Source organism: Bradyrhizobium sp. HKCCYLS1011, assembly GCF_051167795.1.
Classification (GTDB): Bacteria; Pseudomonadota; Alphaproteobacteria; order Rhizobiales; family Xanthobacteraceae; genus Bradyrhizobium.
The window spans coordinates 497,538-515,942 of the sequence record NZ_JBNPTT010000006.1 but is presented as its reverse complement, the minus strand read 5'-3'; the positions used below and the strand labels follow the sequence as shown (position 1 = coordinate 515,942).

Annotated in this window: 18 protein-coding genes; 4 read left to right on the top strand and 14 right to left on the bottom strand. The window is 63.9% G+C overall.

Going from position 1 to position 18,405, the window contains the following annotated elements:
* Positions 1-19: 19 nt before the first annotated feature.
* The 7 genes from ilvC to miaA all read right to left on the bottom strand — a co-directional run bounded on the left by ilvC (position 20) and on the right by miaA (position 7,580).
* Complete coding sequence (ilvC, locus tag ACQR1W_RS22835) at positions 20-1,039, bottom strand: ketol-acid reductoisomerase (protein ID WP_008972129.1); 1,020 nt, start codon at positions 1,037-1,039, stop codon at positions 20-22.
* Between the two features lie 145 nt (positions 1,040-1,184).
* Positions 1,185-1,787, bottom strand: coding sequence for a LysE family translocator (locus ACQR1W_RS22830; RefSeq protein ID WP_434852889.1), 603 nt, complete (start codon positions 1,785-1,787; stop codon positions 1,185-1,187).
* Between the two features lie 5 nt (positions 1,788-1,792).
* Positions 1,793-2,482: a class I SAM-dependent methyltransferase gene (locus tag ACQR1W_RS22825; RefSeq protein WP_434852888.1), complete on the bottom strand. Its 690-nt coding sequence runs from the start codon at positions 2,480-2,482 to the stop codon at positions 1,793-1,795.
* A gap of 3 nt (positions 2,483-2,485) precedes the next feature.
* Complete coding sequence (ilvN, locus tag ACQR1W_RS22820) at positions 2,486-3,028, bottom strand: acetolactate synthase small subunit (protein WP_008972126.1); 543 nt, start codon at positions 3,026-3,028, stop codon at positions 2,486-2,488.
* Positions 3,029-3,175: 147 nt separating this feature from the next.
* The gene (locus ACQR1W_RS22815) at positions 3,176-4,162 is read right to left on the bottom strand and encodes a threonine dehydratase (protein ID WP_434852887.1); all 987 of its coding nucleotides are present in this window, start codon (positions 4,160-4,162) and stop codon (positions 3,176-3,178) included.
* Positions 4,163-4,391: 229 nt separating this feature from the next.
* Positions 4,392-6,161 carry an acetolactate synthase 3 large subunit gene (locus ACQR1W_RS22810; protein ID WP_434852886.1) on the bottom strand — a complete coding sequence of 590 codons (1,770 nt, stop codon included), beginning with the start codon at positions 6,159-6,161 and terminating at the stop codon, positions 4,392-4,394.
* A 498-nt stretch (positions 6,162-6,659) separates the two neighbouring features.
* Positions 6,660-7,580, bottom strand: coding sequence for a tRNA (adenosine(37)-N6)-dimethylallyltransferase MiaA (gene miaA, locus ACQR1W_RS22805; RefSeq protein ID WP_434852885.1), 921 nt, complete (start codon positions 7,578-7,580; stop codon positions 6,660-6,662).
* 3 nt (positions 7,581-7,583) lie between these two features.
* Here miaA and serB point away from each other — a divergent pair, with 3 nt between their 5' ends.
* From serB to ACQR1W_RS22790, 3 genes are all read left to right on the top strand, one after another.
* Positions 7,584-8,474 carry a phosphoserine phosphatase SerB gene (serB, locus tag ACQR1W_RS22800; RefSeq protein WP_434852884.1) on the top strand — a complete coding sequence of 297 codons (891 nt, stop codon included), beginning with the start codon at positions 7,584-7,586 and terminating at the stop codon, positions 8,472-8,474.
* Positions 8,475-8,701: 227 nt separating this feature from the next.
* Positions 8,702-9,751: an MBL fold metallo-hydrolase gene (locus ACQR1W_RS22795; RefSeq protein ID WP_434852883.1), complete on the top strand. Its 1,050-nt coding sequence runs from the start codon at positions 8,702-8,704 to the stop codon at positions 9,749-9,751.
* 152 nt (positions 9,752-9,903) lie between these two features.
* Positions 9,904-10,728: a tetratricopeptide repeat protein gene (locus ACQR1W_RS22790; RefSeq protein WP_434852882.1), complete on the top strand. Its 825-nt coding sequence runs from the start codon at positions 9,904-9,906 to the stop codon at positions 10,726-10,728.
* A 15-nt stretch (positions 10,729-10,743) separates the two neighbouring features.
* Here ACQR1W_RS22790 and ACQR1W_RS22785 read toward each other — a convergent pair whose 3' ends face one another.
* Positions 10,744-11,385 carry a hypothetical protein gene (locus ACQR1W_RS22785; protein ID WP_434852881.1) on the bottom strand — a complete coding sequence of 214 codons (642 nt, stop codon included), beginning with the start codon at positions 11,383-11,385 and terminating at the stop codon, positions 10,744-10,746.
* A 367-nt stretch (positions 11,386-11,752) separates the two neighbouring features.
* On the opposite strand from ACQR1W_RS22785, the gene ACQR1W_RS22780 reads away from it, so the two are divergent.
* Positions 11,753-12,034, top strand: coding sequence for a hypothetical protein (locus tag ACQR1W_RS22780; RefSeq protein ID WP_008972116.1), 282 nt, complete (start codon positions 11,753-11,755; stop codon positions 12,032-12,034).
* Between the two features lie 1,028 nt (positions 12,035-13,062).
* Here ACQR1W_RS22780 and ACQR1W_RS22775 read toward each other — a convergent pair.
* The 6 genes from ACQR1W_RS22775 to ACQR1W_RS22750 form a co-directional block, all read right to left on the bottom strand.
* Positions 13,063-14,556, bottom strand: a complete 1,494-nt coding sequence (locus ACQR1W_RS22775; RefSeq protein ID WP_434852880.1) for a Do family serine endopeptidase — start codon at positions 14,554-14,556, stop codon at positions 13,063-13,065.
* A 190-nt stretch (positions 14,557-14,746) separates the two neighbouring features.
* Positions 14,747-14,953, bottom strand: a complete 207-nt coding sequence (locus tag ACQR1W_RS22770; protein WP_008974518.1) for a DUF2065 domain-containing protein — start codon at positions 14,951-14,953, stop codon at positions 14,747-14,749.
* Between the two features lie 107 nt (positions 14,954-15,060).
* Entirely contained in the window at positions 15,061-15,993 is a 933-nt protein-coding gene (hflC, locus tag ACQR1W_RS22765) for a protease modulator HflC (protein WP_008974516.1), read from the bottom strand.
* Positions 15,990-17,150, bottom strand: a complete 1,161-nt coding sequence (gene hflK, locus ACQR1W_RS22760; RefSeq protein WP_434852879.1) for an FtsH protease activity modulator HflK — start codon at positions 17,148-17,150, stop codon at positions 15,990-15,992. The genes hflC and hflK overlap by 4 nt, the downstream gene beginning before the upstream one ends.
* A 257-nt stretch (positions 17,151-17,407) precedes the next feature.
* The gene (locus tag ACQR1W_RS22755) at positions 17,408-17,920 is read right to left on the bottom strand and encodes a dihydrofolate reductase (protein ID WP_434852878.1); all 513 of its coding nucleotides are present in this window, start codon (positions 17,918-17,920) and stop codon (positions 17,408-17,410) included.
* Positions 17,917-18,402, bottom strand: a complete 486-nt coding sequence (locus tag ACQR1W_RS22750) for a GNAT family N-acetyltransferase (RefSeq protein WP_434852877.1) — start codon at positions 18,400-18,402, stop codon at positions 17,917-17,919. Before ACQR1W_RS22750 ends, ACQR1W_RS22755 begins: the two co-directional genes overlap by 4 nt.
* Positions 18,403-18,405 lie beyond the last annotated feature (3 nt).

Below are 18,405 nucleotides of genomic sequence, written 5' to 3'. Positions count from 1 at the left end.
CAAGAACGGGGATCAAGCCTCAGTTCTTCGATTTGTCGACCAGCGCGCCCTTCTTGATCCAGGGCATCATGTCGCGGAGCCGAGCGCCGACTTCCTCGATCGGGTGCTGGGCGAGCTTAGCGCGGGTGGCCTTGAACGAGGTCTGGTTGACCTTGTTTTCCAGCATCCAGTCGCGCGCGAAGCGGCCGGACTGGATGTCGTCGAGCACCCGCTTCATCTCCTTCTTGGTCTCGGCGGTGACGATGCGCGGCCCGGTGACATACTCGCCGTATTCCGCGGTATTGGAGATCGAGTAGTTCATATTGGCGATGCCGCCTTCGTAGATCAGGTCGACGATCAGCTTCACCTCGTGCAGGCACTCGAAATAGGCCATCTCCGGCGCGTAGCCGGCCTCGGTGAGCGTCTCGTAGCCGGCCTTGATCAGCTCGACCAGGCCACCGCAGAGCACCGCCTGCTCGCCGAACAGGTCGGTCTCGCACTCTTCCTTGAAGGTGGTCTCGATGATGCCGGCGCGGCCGCCGCCGATCGCCGAGGCGTAGGACAGGCCGAGGTCATGGGCGTTGCCGGAGGAATCCTTGGCGATCGCGATCAGGCAGGGCACGCCGCCGCCGCGCTGATATTCCGAGCGCACGGTGTGGCCGGGGCCCTTGGGCGCGATCATCAGCACGTCGAGGTCTGCCCGTGGATCAAGAAGATTGAAATGCACGTTGAGGCCGTGGGCGAACACCAGCGCCGCGCCCTTTTTCATGTTGTCGTGCAAATGCTCGCGGTAGATGTCGCCCTGCAGTTCGTCGGGCGTGAGCATCATCACGAGATCGGCCCACTTCGCGGCCTCAGCGACTTCCATCACCTTGAAACCGGCGGCTTCCGCCTTCTTGGCCGACGCGGAGCCCTTGCGCAGCGCGATCGCGACCTCCTTGACGCCGGAATCCTTCAGGTTCAGCGCATGGGCGTGGCCCTGGCTGCCATAGCCGACGATGACGACCTTCTTGCCCTTGATCAGGTTCAGGTCGGCGTCGCGATCGTAGTAAACACGCATGGTCGTTCCTCTTCAGTGGCCGGAATTGGCTGATAGTCCGTTACAGTTGAAACTCAGGCGACGGCCGCCCGATAGAAATTCGGCCGTTGTCTAGAGCATTTTGGCGCGCATGGGAAACCCTCAATCCGCATGGCGAGAACCTCCCTCATGCGTCCATGAAGACGGGATAGAGCGAGGCGAGTAGTAAAATCGCCATCACGATGTTGAAGGCGCGCACTGCGCGTTCGGAGTTGAGCAGCGGCCGCAGCGCGGTCCCGAACAGCGTCCAGGTAATGGTCGAGCCGACCGCCATCGCAAAGCTGATCGCGCTCTGCAGCACGATATTGACGGGAAAGCGTGCGATCGCGGCATAGGCGGTGATGGTGCCGATCACCATCACCCAGCCCTTGGCATTGACCCATTGGAAGATCGCCGCGCCCCAGAAGGTCATGGGGCGGCGGCTCCTGCTCTCCTCCGGCTTGGTCGAGCCGGACATCGCGATCACGGCTGCGAGATAGATCAGATAGGCCGCACCGAGATATTTCAGGACAGTCTGCAGCACCGGATAGGCGATGAAGATCGCGCCCAGGCCGAAGCCGACCGCGCCGACCATGAAGGCGAAGCCGAAGCTGACGCCGAGCATGTGCGGCACGGTGCGGCGGAAGCCGTAGGAGACGCCCGACGACAGCAGCATGATGTTGTTCGGCCCCGGCGTGAACGCCATCACCAGCGCGAAGATCACGAAGGCCCAGAGCAGTTGCTGCGACATGGCGCTCAGCCCTGCTCCGCCGGCTTCTGCAGCAGATAGGTGCCGTGCAACGGCGCATGATAGTCCGCCGAGATCAGGGTGAAGCCGGCCTCGGTCAGCAGCCGCTCCATCACCCAGGCGAAGGTCGAGTTTTCGTCACGCATATGGGTGATGACGCTGTCGCGCGAAAAATCATGGTTCTTGATCGCGAAGTCGGCCCATTGCTCGATCGAGCGCTCGGTTCCGTCGGGCATGCCGACATAGACGATGTCACGCAGGAAGAAGTTCGCGCCGGGCTTCAGCGCCGCGAAGATCCGCGCCAGCGCCACTGCCTTCCAGAAGTCCGGCAGATGATGCAGCGTGAACTCGCTGACGATCAGGTCGTAGGAATTGGGCTCATAGGCGAACGACAGCAGGCCCGCGGACTGGGTGCGGACGGCGGCGCGGCGATCGCGGGTATAGAGTTCGGCAAGCGCGAGCATCGCCGGCGAAATGTCGATGGCGTCGACCTCGGCCCCGATCAGCGCGGCTTCGCAGGCGAGCACGCCATTGCCGCAGCCGATATCGGCGACGCGCCAGCCCGGCTTCACCCCGAGCATCTTCAGCGCCGCGCGGGCGCGCAGATCGGCGTCGTCGGCCGCGCCGCAGATCGAGGCGACCGCATTGTCGAGGCCGATCCTACTCCGCTCGTTATAGTACCAGTCGCGCGCCAGCATGACTCACATCCCCTCGGGTCCCCGTCCGATCGCAGCCACGCCCGTTCGCGACACTTCGACCAGACCGAGCGGACGCATCAGGTCGATGAACTGGTTGATCTTGCCGCTATTGCCGGTGATCTCGAACACGAAGCTCTCGGTAGTGGCATCGATCACCCGGGCGCGGAACGCATCCGCCAGCCGCAGCGCCTCGACGCGGGGCTCACCGGTGCCGCGCACCTTGACCATGGCAAGCTCGCGCTCGATCGCGCGCCCCGACAGCGTCATGTCGACGACGCGATAGACCGGAATCATGCGGTCGAGCTGATGCTTGATCTGCTCGATCACCATCGGCGTACCCGTGGTGACGATGGTGATCCGCGACAGATGCTTCTGGCTCTCGGTCTCGGAGACCGTGAGACTCTCGATGTTGTAGCCGCGGCCCGAGAACAGGCCGATCACGCGCGCCAGCACGCCGGGCTCGTTCTGCACCAGCACCGCAAGCGTGTGCGTCTCGTTCGGATCGTGACGGTCTTCGATGAAATAGGCCGATGCAGGCTGGTTCATGTGTTTCCCCTTATTCTTCCGTCATGCCCGCGAAAGCGGGCATCCAGTAATCACCAGCAGTCGTGGGACTCACGACCGTCGCGGCGTACTGGATCGCCCGATCAAGTCGGGCGATGACAGTTGTGTTTGTGGCGCGCTGAGTGCCCGTCATGCGGCACCCGCCTTCTCTGCAGTGACGGCAGCCGGCATCACCCAGCTCCTGAACAGGTCGAGATCGATGTTGCCGCCGGACAGCACCAGGCCGACGCGTTTACCGGCGAGCCTGCCCTTCTCCTGCAGCGCGGCCGCGAGCGGCGCCGCGCCGGCGCCTTCCGCGAGATTATGCGTATCGGTCCATAGAATCCGGATCGCATCCGCGATCTCCGCGTCCGTGACCTGCACGATGCGCGAAGCCCCCTTCAGGATGATCGCGAGCGCATCGGCATCAGGGCTGCGGGTGGCGAGGCCGTCGGCGTGCGTATTTGCGCTGTTGGTTGCAACCACGGTGCGCGCGGCAAACGACAGCGCGTAGGACGGCGCTTCGGTCGACTGCACGCCGACGATCTCGGTTTTCAGCCCGAGCAGGTCGCGCGCCAGGATGCAGCCGCAGGTGCCCGAGCCCTGCCCGACCGGCACATACAGCAGGTCCAGGTCGGGAGCCGCGCGAAACAGCTCCAGCGCGTAGGTGGCCACGCCGAGCACGATATCCGGATGGAACGACGGCACCATCTGCAGGCCGTCACGGGCGGCGTGCCGGATGGCCTCCTCGCGCGCCTCCTGGAAATCATGGCCATGCTCGATGAGCTCGGCGCCGAACGCCGCCATCGCACGATTCTTCTCGACCGAATTTCCTTTCGGCACATAGATCGTCACCGGCAGACCATGACGGCGTCCGGCGAAGGCGACGCTCTGGCCGTGATTGCCGCGCGTGGCCGTGATCAGCCCGCGCGTGTCGGGATGCGCACGCTTGAGACGATCGACGTATGTAAGCCCGCCGCGCACCTTGAAGGCGCCGGCCGGCGTGTGGTTCTCGTGCTTGACCACGACGTGAGTGCCGAGCCGCTGTGCGAGCAGCGGCCAGGCATGCGCCGGCGTCGGCGGCACCGCGGCGGAGACGATGGCGTGGGCGCCTTCCAGCTCAGCGAGGGTGAACATGCCGCCTCCCCCCGACGTCATGCCCGCGAAGGCGGGCATCCAGTAAACACCAGCAGCGCGCAAGGCAACGCTGGCTCGGCGTACTGGATCGCCCGGTCCCGTCTCCGCCGAGGCTCCGACGCGGCCACGAGCGCGAGGCGCGCCGAAGCTTTAGCGAAGGCGGCAAGCCGGGCGATGGCAGCGTTCTGCGTGATGTGCTTTGTGCTTTCATGACACTGCCGCTCCACTCTCAAACCAGCGCCTTGCCGCTGGCAAAAAAGGCGGCCGGGTCCGCGGCCTCCGTCGGCAGGATCATCTCGTTATGCGCCTTGCCGGAGGGGATCATCGGGAAGCAGTTCTCCAGCGCCGCGACGCGGCAGTCGAACAGCACCGGCTTCTTCACCGAGATCATCTCCAGAATCGCGCCGTCGAGATCGGCAGGCTTGGAGACCTGCAGGCCGACGCCGCCATAGGCCTCCGCCAGCTTGACGAAATCCGGCAGCGCTTCGGAGTAGGAATGCGACAAGCGGTTGCCGTGTAGCAGCTGCTGCCACTGCCGCACCATGCCCATGTAGCTGTTGTTGAGGATGAAGATCTTGACCGGCAGATCGAACTGCACGGCGGTCGACATCTCCTGCATCGTCATCTGCACCGAGGCATCGCCGCCGATGTCGATGACGAGGCTGTCGGGATGGGCGACCTGCACGCCGATCGCGGCCGGCAGGCCATAGCCCATGGTGCCGAGACCGCCCGAGGTCATCCAGCGGTGCGGCTCCTCGAAGCCGTAGAACTGCGCCGCCCACATCTGGTGCTGTCCGACCTCGGTCGTGATGTAGGTGTCGCGCCCGCGCGTCAGCTCAAACAGGCGCTGGATCGCGTATTGCGGCATGATCACGTCACGGTTCGGCTTGTAGGCCAGCGACTTGCGCGCCCGCCAGGTGGCGATCTCGCCCCACCAGCCCTTGACATCAGGCTTCTTCGCCTCGGCCTTGAACACCTGGAGGATGTCGCCGAGCACGTCGCCGCAATCGCCGATGATCGGGATGTCGACGCGGATGTTCTTGTTGATCGAGGACGGATCGATATCGATGTGGATCTTCTTCGAGCCCGGCGAGAACGCGTCGGTGCGGCCGGTGATGCGGTCGTCGAAGCGCGCGCCGACGCACAGCATGACGTCGCAATCATGCATCGCCATGTTAGCTTCGTAGGTGCCGTGCATGCCGAGCATGCCGAGCCAGTTCTTGCCCGAGGCGGGATAGGCGCCCAGGCCCATCAAGGTCGAGGTGATCGGAAAGCCGGTGATCTCGACCAGCTCGCGCAACAGTTTCGAGGCTTCTGGCCCCGAATTGATCACGCCACCGCCGGAATAGATGATCGGGCGCTTGGCGGAGGCGAGCAGCGCCACCGCCTTGCGGATCTGCATCGCGTCGCCCTTGACGCGCGGCGCGTAGGAGACGTGAACGTCCGACTTGCGCGGCGGATGATAGGTGCCGGTCGCAAACTGCACGTCCTTGGGCACGTCAACGACGACGGGACCCGGACGCCCTGAGGTGGCGACATAGAAGGCCTCGTGCAGGACCTTGGCGAGATCGTTGACGTTGCGGACCAGCCAGTTGTGCTTGGTACAGGGGCGCGTGATGCCGACCGTGTCGCATTCCTGGAAGGCGTCGTTGCCGATCAGATGCGTTGGCACCTGGCCGGTGATGCAGACCAAGGGAATCGAATCCATCAGCGCATCCGCCAAGGGCGTCACCATGTTGGTGGCGCCCGGGCCCGAGGTCACCAGCACGACGCCGGGCTTGCCGGTGGAGCGCGCATAGCCCTCCGCCGCATGGCCGGCACCCTGCTCGTGGCGGACCAGGATGTGCTGCATCTCGGTCTGCTGGAAAATCTCGTCATAGATCGGAAGCACCGCACCGCCGGGATAGCCGAAAATGTGCTGCACGCCGTGGTCGATGAGCGCGCGCACAATCATTGCGGCGCCGGTCATCTGGTTCGGATCGTGGCTCTTGTCGCTCATGGCTGGCTCCGGATCGCTGCTGTCAGCGGCTTTCGATGGTATCAGGGTGGTCTGTCGGCTTCGTGGTGGTTTGGGCAATAAAAAAGGGCCCCAAGAGGCCCTGCGCACCGCTCGGATTTCAGATGGCCGCTAGCCATCCCCGGCGGTGCGCCTGGGTACGACGGCGATAAGGAGAATGGCAATAAAGTTGCGCATGATGCCGAGCGGACTTCCCAAAGGTTGCGCGAACATAGCCCGAGATGCCTCAATGTCAAGGCACAGCGGCGCCATCAGCGCGATTTTGTCAGGTTAACGCGGATTTCGGCATTCGGCGAGAGGGAATTTGGCCGATGCCGTCATTCCGGGGCGGCGCGCCAGCGTCGAACCCGGAATCCCGAGATGACCGCGCGCGATGGTGAACCAGACCGGCAGCCTGCCCCAAACTTCTAGGTTCCGGGTTCGCGCTTCCGCGCGCCCCGGAACGACGGAGAATGGGGGGCAGGTAGAATCGCTGAAACTTTACGAATGGCCTGCCACCCACCCTCGGGCCGCCTCCGGCGGCATCCATTGGAACTCCGGTAGCTGGTGCCGGAACCAGGTGAACTGGCGCTTCGCATAGTGGCGGGTATCGGCCTTGCCGATCGCGGCGGCTTCCTCCAGCGTCAGCTCGCCCTTGAGATAGCGGATCAGCGCCGGCACGCCATGCGCCTTCATGGCGGGCAGCAGCGGATCGAGCCCGCGTGCGGCAAGCCGCTCCACCTCCTCGATTGCACCCGCTTTCAGCATCGCGTCGAACCGGGCGTCGATCCGCGCGTAGAGCGTCTCGCGACCCGGTGCCAGGAACAGTGCCTGGTATGCACCTTCGTGCAGCAGCGGAGGCTGCCCCTCGCAGTGCCAGTCGGCGAGCGGCCGCCCCGTCGCTTCGATCACCTCGAGCGCCCGTGCAATTCGGGTGCGGTCGCGCGGCTTCAGCCGTGCGGCGGCCTCGGGATCACGCTGCGCAAGTTCCGCATGCAGCGCCTCGACGCCCGCGCGCTCGAGCCTGTTCCGCACCGCCTCTCGAATCTCCTCCGGCACCGGCGGGACCGCGGACAAGCCACGTGTCAGCGCCTTGAAATACAGCCCGGTGCCGCCGATGAAGATCAGTCGCCGTCCCGCGCTCACCTCCTCTTCCAGCACCTTGGCGGCATCGGTAACGTAAAGCCCGGCTGAATAGTTCACGGCAGCATCGACATGGCCGTAGAGGCGGTGCGGCAGCTGGGCCTCTTCCTCGGGTGCCGGCCGGGCCGTCAGCACGCGCAAATCGCGGTAGACCTGCATGGAATCGGCGTTGACGACCACACCGCCAATTTTTTCTGCAAGCTCGAACGCCAACGCCGACTTGCCGCTGGCGGTCGGCCCTGCGATAAGCACGGCTTTACTGTCGGTCTCCGAAGTCACCTGATGTCTCTCGTCGCCACCTTCATCTGCAATCCCGCCGATCCCGCGCTCGACACCACGATCGTCGAGGCATTCCTCGCCGTGCTGCCATCGCCCGGCACACCCCAATGGCTGTTCGACGAGGTCGCGATCGACATCCCCTTCGAAGGCGAGGGTGAGGTGCATGCGATCGAGGCCCGCCTGCGCGATCTGCGCGGTGACATGCCGATCGACATTGTCGTGCAGCCTGCCGCGGCCCGGCGCAAGAAACTTTTTCTCGCCGACATGGATTCCACCATGATCGGCCAGGAGTGCATCGACGAGCTCGCCGACTTCGCCGGGCTGAAGCAGCATGTCTCCGCCATCACCGAACGCGCGATGCGCGGCGAGATCGCGTTCGAGCCGGCGCTACGCGAACGCGTCGCATTGCTGAAGGACCTGCCGGTCAGCGTGGTCGACGAGGTGCTGCGGAAGCGGATCGTGACCACCCCGGGCGGGCGCGAGCTGGTGATGACGATGCGCGCCCATGGCGCCTATACCTGCCTGATCTCCGGCGGCTTCACCCTGTTCACCAATGCGATCGCGGCCAAACTCGGCTTCCAGGAGAACCGGGCCAACGAGCTCGTGATCGACGCCGGCAGATTGACCGGCGAGGTGCGCGAGCCGATCATCGGCCGCGCCGCCAAGCTTGCGACCCTGCTCGAATTGCGTGAATCCTTCGACCTCGACGAGATCGATACGCTCGCGGTCGGCGACGGCGCCAACGATCTCGGCATGATCGAGGCCGCCGGCCTCGGCGTCGCCTATCATGCCAAGCCTGCGGTCTCGGCCGCCGCGAGCGCGCGCATCGATCATGGCGATCTCACCGCCCTGCTCTACGCTCAGGGCTACAAGCGCGACGAATTCGTAAGCTGATCAGTCGCCGTCCGCTGGGCAAAGCGGTGCGCAAGCACCCATGTCAGTAGTTATCCGGATCACCACATGAGCATTTTTAATGATGCTCGCCACACTATTGCCTAGCGGCGGCCTTACAGCGATCGCGAAATTTGCCAACAGGCGCAAATTGGCGCCCGGCGCAGTTCCGGCCGGCCCTTAAATATCGGGCCACCAAAGCGGGGAACTAATGCGATCGGGAGGGCCCTATGCCCACGACAACTCGCAGAGATTTCATCGTGTCAGCCGCCGTGGCCTCGGCTGCGTTCGGGCTTGATGGCTGGCTGAGCTTACCGACTGCTGCTGCCGCGCGACACCGGCACCACGCGCGACACAAGCATCAAGCGCAACACGCGCAACAGGTGCGCGCGAAGACACCGGACCCGCCCCGCGGTCATTTCCGATATACGGTCGGCGAGGCAGAGATCATCGCGCTCTATGATGGCATCTGGGAAAAGGTCCATGACCCAGCCTATTTCAGCAATGCCAGCATCGATGAGACAAAGCAGGCCCTGGCAGCCGGTGGATTTACAACCGACTTCGTCACAATTCCGATCACCGTTTTCGTCGTCAAGTTGAAGGGCAAGATCATTCTGTGCGACGCTGGCGGCGGTGATCAGGTGCAGGCGTTCAACCCTCAATCGGTGTTCGTCTCCGGCAAGATGGTCCGGCACCTGAAGGAAGCGGGGATCGATCCCAAGCAGATCGAAACGGTCCTCGTCTCGCATTACCATCCCGATCACATATTTGGGCTGCTCGGAAAGAACACTGATGCGCCGGTATTTCCTTCGGCCGAGATCATCGTTCCGGCGGCCGAGCACAAGTTCTGGACCGATCCGGCGGTGATCGATCGACTGCCGGAGGCGCGCCGACCGCTCGCGCGGCGCATTCAGGCCGTCGTGGCCATGTGGAAGAACGTGCTTCCGGTCGATGGTGAAGACGAGGTCGTGCCAGGAATCCGCTTTGTGAGCGCGCCAGGCCACACACCGGGGCATACGGCGTTCCACCTTAGCTCCGGGAACGAACAGCTGATGTTTTCCAACGACACCGTCTATGTGCCGGCTTTGTGCGCGGCACACCCGGGCTGGCACGGCGTTTTCGACCAGGATGCGGTGCTTGCCGAGACCAGCCGCCGCAAGCTGATGGATCGGGTCGTTGCAGACAGGATGCTGATCTGCGGCACGCATTTCCCATGGCCCGGACTTGGCACGATCGCCAAGGATGGCGCCGGTTACTCAGTCGTCCTGCGAACGGCGTGACGGCGGTCAAGACTTCGGTCAGAGCACCTTAAGTGCCTTCAGGTCTTCGTCGCCGAGGATCGTGTCTAGGCGCGAATGGCGTTCGTCCTCGTCGACCCGAACGCACCGCCGTCCGGATCACATCTGCATGAACTGCGCGGTAGGAGATCACCATGCTGTTCCATAGTCCGCTTCGCATTGATCGAAACGATACTGTCAGCTGGAAATACCTCAGCGGCGCCATTGCTGTGGTGATATTCGGCGTCGCCATGGTTGCACAGCTCGTCTGGATTCCGGTAACCAGCATCGTCGAAGGTGAACATGCGACGAGCATCGGGACGAGCAGAGCTGATGAAGATACCGGACAAGCACGGATCGAGGTCGCTGCTGTCCCACCCGCGCCAATAACGGCCAGCGAGCCACACGACCAGCAGGAGACGGACGCAAACGCGCTTCAAGGCGAGATCGAGCAAGCGATAGCTGCGTTCGATCGGGCGATTGAACGCAACCCGCGTGATGCGACCGCTTTCAGGAAACGCGCCAAGGCCTGGGAATCCAAGGGTGATACCGATCGCGCGCTCGCGGACTATGATGCGGCGATTCGTGTCGCTCCAGACGACCCCACCGCGTTTCGTGATCGAGGCGAGCTATGGCGACGGCTCGGCGCACTCGATCGTGCCCTCGCCGACTTTGATCGAGCGATCCGATTCACCTTCGCGGACGCCGGGATCTATTGTGATCGCGGTCTGGTCTGGAACAAGAAGGGCGAGCACGACCGAGCGATTGCCGACTTCAGCCATGCTCTCAAACTCGATCCGCGCCGCGCCTGCGCCTATATGGGCCGCGGGCTGGCTTTGCTGGGCAAGGGCGAACTGGCTGATGCCCGCGCCAACATCAATGAAGCGATCCTGATCGATCCGAGCTTGCGCTCCATCGTGGGACGCTCGCTGTTGGAATTGAAGTTATCGCTGGAGGAGGATTTGAACGGGAAACAGTGAGCGCGGGCGGCACCCTCAGAGGCAGGGGTTCATCACAGGCGGTCGCTTGACGGACAAGAGCCTATTCAGATTTAAAACCCGCGCGTCGTGAGACATCGACCTCAATGCGAGACTGATCGGACGAACAGCGTCCGCTTCGCATTGCTTGGTGCGATCGCCGTTGGACCGCCCGCGCACAGCCTCTCCAACCTGCCGCTTGCGTTGCCCGACAGCATCCTGAAGCTGCGACTTGGTCACCGGGACGAGGCTGTTCTCGACAATAAAGTCATTCATGCGCTTGATCGCATCATCCAGATCAACTTCAAAGGTCCGATCTTCACCCGGGACGCATGCTTCGACGTAGGATCGGACCGCGACATAGATCTCCCAACTGCATTGGACCGCTCCAAGGCCGGTATGGTCGCTCCCCATGCTGGTGATTTGATCTGCATGCCGCTCTAAATCGAACGACACCCCCGATGAGAGCTCGATCCGCCGCGTCGGCTCGCCCTTGTCGCTGACACCATCAATGACCTTTGCATCGGATCGTGCCGCCAATTCATCCCAAAATGGAGACCAATGCGCGTCTTGGGCAGGGGCAGCCGCTGCCGAGACCAGGATCACGACGGCGGAGCGGATCACAGTTCGGACGGCGGGCCATCCGCGATGAACGACCATATCCGATCCTTCTGATCGCAATTTCACCATGAACGCAGATCTGCGGGGACGAGAGGTCAGCGGGTCCCCGGCAAGATTAGCGGGCCGTGTGCGATTCGCGATCCCAATTAACTGATGGATTCCGATTCGCTTTCGCGCGCGTGCCGTTGTGACTCCGGGCGACGATCATCACAGATCGCAATCATGTCATTCGTAATCCGAATTGAGACAGGTATCTCACTGCCTTTTTTGTTGCATCGCAAAACAATGAATTGTCAAACGGGGCCCGCGTAACTTACAAGCAAACCAGGTTTAGGGAGCGGTCAAGGAAGGCGGAATGCGATTGCGGATCACGCGATCGAACACTTCGTCAACCAAAGGGCTTCCCATGACCTTCGCGAAATATCTGATTCCGGGCACTCTGCTCGCTTTCGCCACGCTGCAGGCGGCCGCCGCCGGCGAGCTTCCGACCTACGAAGTCTCGTCCTTCCCGGCGACCCAGCATCAGCTCACGGTTATCGGCGCTTCCGCCGCCGACCAGCAGGCGCCTGTGGCAACGCTGACCCGCGCGGACATGCCCGCCACCCCGGTCCAGCTTTCGGTGCTCTCGCCGCACCACCGCAGCGCCTCCGCCGAGGCCGTCACCACGGTCGGCGCTGTCCGGAACTGATAGCGCCCCCCGCTCATCCTGCTGACACCATCGATGTGCGGCGACGCGCTCGCCGCTTCGTCTCCCCTCCCCCTTGCGGGGAGGGGTCGCGGGTAGCGGCCAATCAAACATCTCGCAGCGGAGCGACGTTTCAATCCGCATCTGCGATCCGACGGGCAAATCGGAGCGACGTGGTGACGGAATCACGGAATGCCGACGCCGGCGAGCCCGCTGGATGCCCGCGCGTAACAGCCAATTTCAGCTGCACCTTCAGGCTGATTTGCCCTGTCCAGCCCCTCGGCGGAAAATAAACTTCTTTCGCTTTTTCAGAAAACCGGGATTACTGTCCCCATCCCGCCTCGACGAGAGGGGCGTTGCGCGCGATCGTCACGACACGTGAGGCGGGGATGCGATGGACGTGAGAGCTCGCAGCGCATTCTTGATGCGCGGACGAACGATGCTGTTGCGGACGTGAAGTCGTAGGGTCCTGGCATCCCGGTGCTGATGCCTGCGCAATGTGCCTTGGCGCGTTGTCGCTACGGGGGCAAGAAAGCCGGTCCCCGAGGAGACTGCGTATAAGCGTTAAAACCGTCGCGCAGGGAATGCCGGTTGATCGGCTGCACCTGTGGTACCTGCCGCCTGCATTTTTTCCGCAGGCGGGCCATGGGTGGGGCCTTCACCCGGCATTCCCTGCGCCCTCTCGATGTTCGAAAGGGCACATCGATCGCAGAGCTCGGGCGCATCGCCGCCGCGAGAATGCGCTTTTATGTGCTCATTGCTGTTTGAGACGTGAATCTGGTGAGAGATGGTGGGTGCGGTGCTCGCCCGAGCCACCGTCGTCTCCGCGAACGATGCTGGGCTGCTTGTCGCAGCAAAAGCTGTCGTCCCGGCGAACGCCGGGACCCATACCGCGTGATGTTGGTTGGCGAAAACAGGCCTGGGGCCATCGTCCTTCGTCAGCACGAGCGCCGATGGTTATGGGTCCCGGCGTTCGCCGGGACGACACCTTCTCCTAGAGCCGGCAGCAGCGCAGCAAGCTCGACCAGTGATTACTGCAAGCTCAGTGCGACGAAACGCAGCTCGCCGTCGGCATTGGAGACGAGCAGCAGCACCGACTTCTTGCCGTCCTTCTTCAGCTGGTCGACGCGCTTCTTGATGTCGGCGCCTGATGTCACCGCCTCCTGCGCCACCTCGACGATGACGTCGCCGGCGGAGAGCCGCTTGTCGGCGGCATCCGAGCTCGCGTCGACCCCGGTGATGATGACGCCCTTGACGCTGTCCTTGATCTTGTAGCGCGTGCGCAGATCCTTCGAGAGCGCGGCGAGATCGAGCCCGAGCGCCTTCTGCGTCACCGGCTTGTCGGCGGGCTCGTCCTTCTTGATCGCAGCCGGCTGCGCCTTGTCGGGATCCTCGAGCCGACCGAGCGTGACCTTGCGGGTCTCCTCCTGGCCCTTGCGGATGATGACGACATCAACCTCCTTGCCGACCGCGGTGTCGGCGACGATGCGCGACAGGTCTTTCGGCTCCTTGATGTCGTGACCGTCGAACTTGACCACGACGTCGCCGGGCTCGATGCCGGCGGGCTTGGCCGGGCCCTTGTCGTCGACGCCCGCAACCAGCGCGCCACGCGCAGGCTTGATGTTGAGGCTCTCGGCGATCTCGTCGGTCACGCCCTGGATGCGCACGCCGAGCCAGCCGCGGCGAAGCTCGCCGAACTGGCGAAGCTGATCGACCACACCGGCCACGGTCTTCGACGGGACAGCAAAGCCGATGCCGATCGAGCCGCCGGAGGGCGAGATGATCAAGGTGTTGACGCCGATCACCTCGCCATCGAGGTTGAACAGCGGGCCACCGGAATTGCCGCGGTTGATGGCCGCGTCGGTCTGGATGTAGCTGTCATAGGGGCCGGAGGAGATGTCGCGGTTCTTGGCCGAGACGATGCCCGCCGTGACCGTGCCGCCGAGACTGAAGGGGTTGCCGATCGCGACCACCCAGTCGCCGAGCCGGAGCTTGTCGGAATCGCCGAACTTGACCGCGGTGAGCGGCCGCGGCGGCTTGAACTTCAGCACGGCAAGGTCGGTCTTCTTGTCGATGCCGACGATGTCCGCCTTGATCTTGGTGCCGTCGTTCATGATCACGTTGATTTCGTCGGCGTCGGCGATGACGTGATTGTTGGTCACCACGATGCCGGACTCGTCGATGATGAAGCCGGAGCCGAGCGAATTGGTCCGGCGCGGCGTCAAGTCGCCGCCACCCTTGCCACCGGGCCCGCGGCGGTTCTTGAAGAAATCGTCGAAGAACTCCTCGAACGGCGATCCGGGCGGCAATTGCGGTGCCGCGCCCCGGCCCTCGCCGCCTTTGGCCTCGACGGTCTGGGAGGTCGAAATGTTGACGACGGCGTCGATCACCTTTTCAGCAACATCGGCGATGCCCTCGGGCCCCCGCGCCGACGCCGGCGCCGACACCAGCGCGCCGGCCACAGCGAAACAGGCCGCGGTCAGGATCGGGCGCAAGCGCTGGCTGAAAGCAAGGGTGGGTGTCATCGGGGCGGATCTCCAAAAAGGGGCGAAATACGGCAACCAGACTGCGCCCGAACCGGGCAGCTACGCAAGCGCCTCCGGCAGGCGCAGCGGATTTGTCATTGAAGACAACCTAATACGGCAAAACCGCGCCGCCAGCGCCTCACAATGGCGTGGATGCACCGACCGTTCCTAAGTCCGAGGCATCAGCCTATCAGATCGGCCGGCGAGCCACCCAGATCAGGATCAGGCCGGCCACGGCCGAACCGATCCCGACGACGCGCAGCACATTGTCCGGCGTGGTCAATGCACTCTTCATTGCTTTGCGCATCCACTCCGGACTGGCCGCAAACATCAGCCCTTCCAGCACGAACAGGATTCCCAGGCCGATGAGGAAATCGGTAAACGCAAATGACCTCATCGTACCGCGACCTCCCGTTAACCTTTGTTAGCTGTTGGGGGCGAAGCAACGGCGTCGCCTCGCCCCTGTCAACTGTGTTGTGCCCAAGTTCGTGATCACGCCCGTGATCAAGGCTTGGCGGGCTGTGCGGCGGCGGTATTCGCTGGCGCGGCAGCCTCGCCGCCGGCAGGCTTGCCGGAGGGGTTTGCGAAGTAGCGCAGGAAGTCCGAATCCGGTCGCAGCAGGAAGCGGGTCTCGCCGGGCTTGAGGCCGGTCTCATAGGCCGTCATCGAGCGGTAGAAGGCAAAGAAATCCGGGTCCTTGCCGTAGGCCTCGGCAAACAGCCGGTTGCGCTCGGCGTCACCCGTACCGCGGATCTGCTCGGCCTGGGAATTGGCCTCGGCCACGATCACGGTCGCCTCGCGATCCGCCTTCGACTTGATCTCCTGCGCCTTCTGGCCGCCGAGCGCACGGAACTCCGCCGCCTCGCGCTGCCGCTCGCTGTTCATGCGGTCATAGACCGCCTGGCTGTTGGCGTCAGGCAGGTCGGCGCGGCGGATACGGACGTCGACCACCTCGATACCATAGGCATCGGCCTCGTGGTCGAGTTGATCGCGGATCTTGCGCATCAAGGCTTCGCGCTCATCGCGCACCACCTGGATGAAGGTCACTTCGCCGAGCACACGGCGGAGTGCCGCGTTCAATAGCGTTCCGAGCTGCAGATTGCCGGTCTGGATCGAGCCGACCGTCTGGTAGAACTGCAGCGGGTTCTTGATGCGGTAACGTGCGAAGGCGTCGACCACCAGCCGCTTCTGATCCGAAGCGATCACCTCCTGCGAGGGATTCTCCAGGTCGAGGATGCGCTTGTCGATCGAGATCACGGTATCGATGAACGGCGCCTTGAAGTGCAGGCCGGGCTCGGTTGCGACATCGACCGGCTTGCCGAACCGCACCACCAGCACCTGCTCGGTCTGCTGCACGGTGAAGACGGAGCTGTAGCCGACGATCACAGCTACGAGCACCAGGACCAGTGCGACGATTCCTGCGACGGGAGACCTCATCGGACGCCTCCGCTCTGGGACGCACTCGATCCGGTGGTCGCGCCGAGCGTGCCGGTCACGCCTTGCCGGCGCGGCGCGAGATCGCCGAGCGGCAGCAGCGGCACCGGACCACCGGACTGGCCGCTGTCGAGCACGAGCTTGTCGGAGCCGCCGAGCACGCGCTCCATGGTTTCGAGATAGATGCGTTCGCGCGTCACGTCGGGCGCCTTCTTGTATTCGTCATAGACCTTCAGGAAGCGCGCGCTCTGGCCCTTGGCTTCGGCGACGGCCTGCTCCTTGTAGCCTTCGGAGGTCTGCACGATCTTGGCGGCCTGGCCGCGCGCATCGGGGACCACCTTGTTGGCATAGGTCTGCGCGTCGTTCTGCGCCTTTTCGAGATCGGCGCGCGCCGCCTGGACGTCGCGGAACGCCGCGATCACCTGCGCCGGCGGGTCGACCTTCTGCATCTGCACCTGCGTCACCTGGATGCCGGAGCCGTAATTGTCGAGCGTCTTCTGCATCAGCTCTTGCACGCTCTGCTCGATCTGGGTGCGGGCGCCGGTCAGGATCGGCTGGATGTTGGAGCGCCCGATGACCTCGCGCATTGCGCTCTCGGCGACCGCCTTCACGGTGCCTTCCGGATTCTGGATGTTGAACAGGAAGTCGGCGGCGCCCATCGGCTTGATCCGCCACAGCACGGTGAAATCGACATCGACGATGTTCTCGTCGCCGGTCAGCATCAGGCTTTCTTCCGGCACGTCGCGCCCGCCCCGGCTGCGCCGCGACGGGTCGTCGCCGAGCGTCACGCCGATCGCGATCGTGTTCACGCGCAGTGCCTTCGGCAGATACACGGTTTCGATCGGATACGGCAGGTGATAGCGCAACCCGGGCTGCTCATCGCGCACATATTTGCCGAAGCGCAGCACCACGCCGAGTTCCTCCGACTGCACCCGATAGAAGCCGGACAAGAGCCAGATCGCGATCGCACCGAATACGATCAGCGCCACGCCGACGCTGCCGAAATGACCGCCCGGCAGGATCTGCTGCAGCCGGTCCTGGCCGCGCCGCAAAAGATCTTCGAGATCGGGCGGCCTCGGACCGGCTGGTTGCGGTCCTGAGCCCCAGGGACCCTTCGGACCTGGCCCCCAAGGGCCCCCGCCCTGATTCTTCCACGGCATCGATGATCTCCTTCGAGAGGCGGATGCGCCTGAGGCAACCAGCCTCGCAACGTCGGCGGGCTTTATAAGGGACGGTCAAGCCCCTTACAATGTAGCGCTCCAGCTAAGCCCGAACCGGGTTTTGTCAATGTAAACAGGGCCACGGCGCTGGTTTGCCGCGGCCTAACACTGGCGTCGCACCAGTCAATAACGCAAGTTCATCCTTAACGGATTGCCTTTTGGGGGGTGCTCGCAATGCGGTACGCGGCGCGCTCAGCTCACCGCTTGCGGCGGTAGGTCACATAGGAAAAGGCGGCGTGATCGTCGGGCCCGGAGGAATGGGTTTCGCGCGCCGTCTCCTCCCATTGGGAACGATCGATTGGGGGAAAGACGGTATCGCCGGGCGGGCTCATATGCACTTCGGTGATCTCAAGCCGGTCGGCCAGCGGCATCGTCTCGGTGTAGATCTCGGCGCCTCCAACCACCGCGATCTCCGCGACCGAACGCCGCAGCGCGTCGCCTCGGGCCGTCGTGAGCGCCTCGGCGACCGAGTGGGTGACGATGGCGCCGGGCGTGCGAAAATCATGGTCGCGGGTGACGACGATGTTGGTGCGCCCCGGCAGCGGCCGGCGCGGAAACGACGTAAAGGTCTTGCGGCCCATCAGGATCGGCCGCCCCATCGTCATCGCCTTGAAGCGCTGCATGTCGCTCTTCTGCCGCCACGGGATCGCGCCCTGCGCGCCGATCACGCCATTTTCCGCGATGGCGACGATGAGCACGATCTCGATCATGGCGCTTGCTCGGCCAGCTTGCTCAGTGCGGGTCCAGTGACCTTGCACAGCGTCCACTCGTCCATCAGCACCGCGCCGAACGATTTGTAGAACGCGATCGAGGGCGCATTCCAGTCGAGCACCGACCATTGCAGGCGCGCCCAGCCGCGCGCGATGCATTGCTGTGCGAGATAACCCAGCAGCGCCTGCCCGATGCCATTGCGGCGGAATGCCGGCCGTACGTAGAGATCTTCGAGATAGATGCCGTGCCGGCCGGCGAAGGTCGAGAAATTCACGAACCACGCTGCAAAACCCGCGACTTCGCCGTTCCATTCCGCCAGATCGCAGAACAGACGCGGGTTCTCCCCGAACAGCGCCGCAGCGATCTCGGCCTCGGTGGCTTCGACCTCGTGCGACAGCTTCTCGTAGTCGGCCAGCTCCTTGATCAGTGAGAACACGACTTCGGCATCATCCGGGCCGGCGCGGCGGATCACAAGCGGCATGCG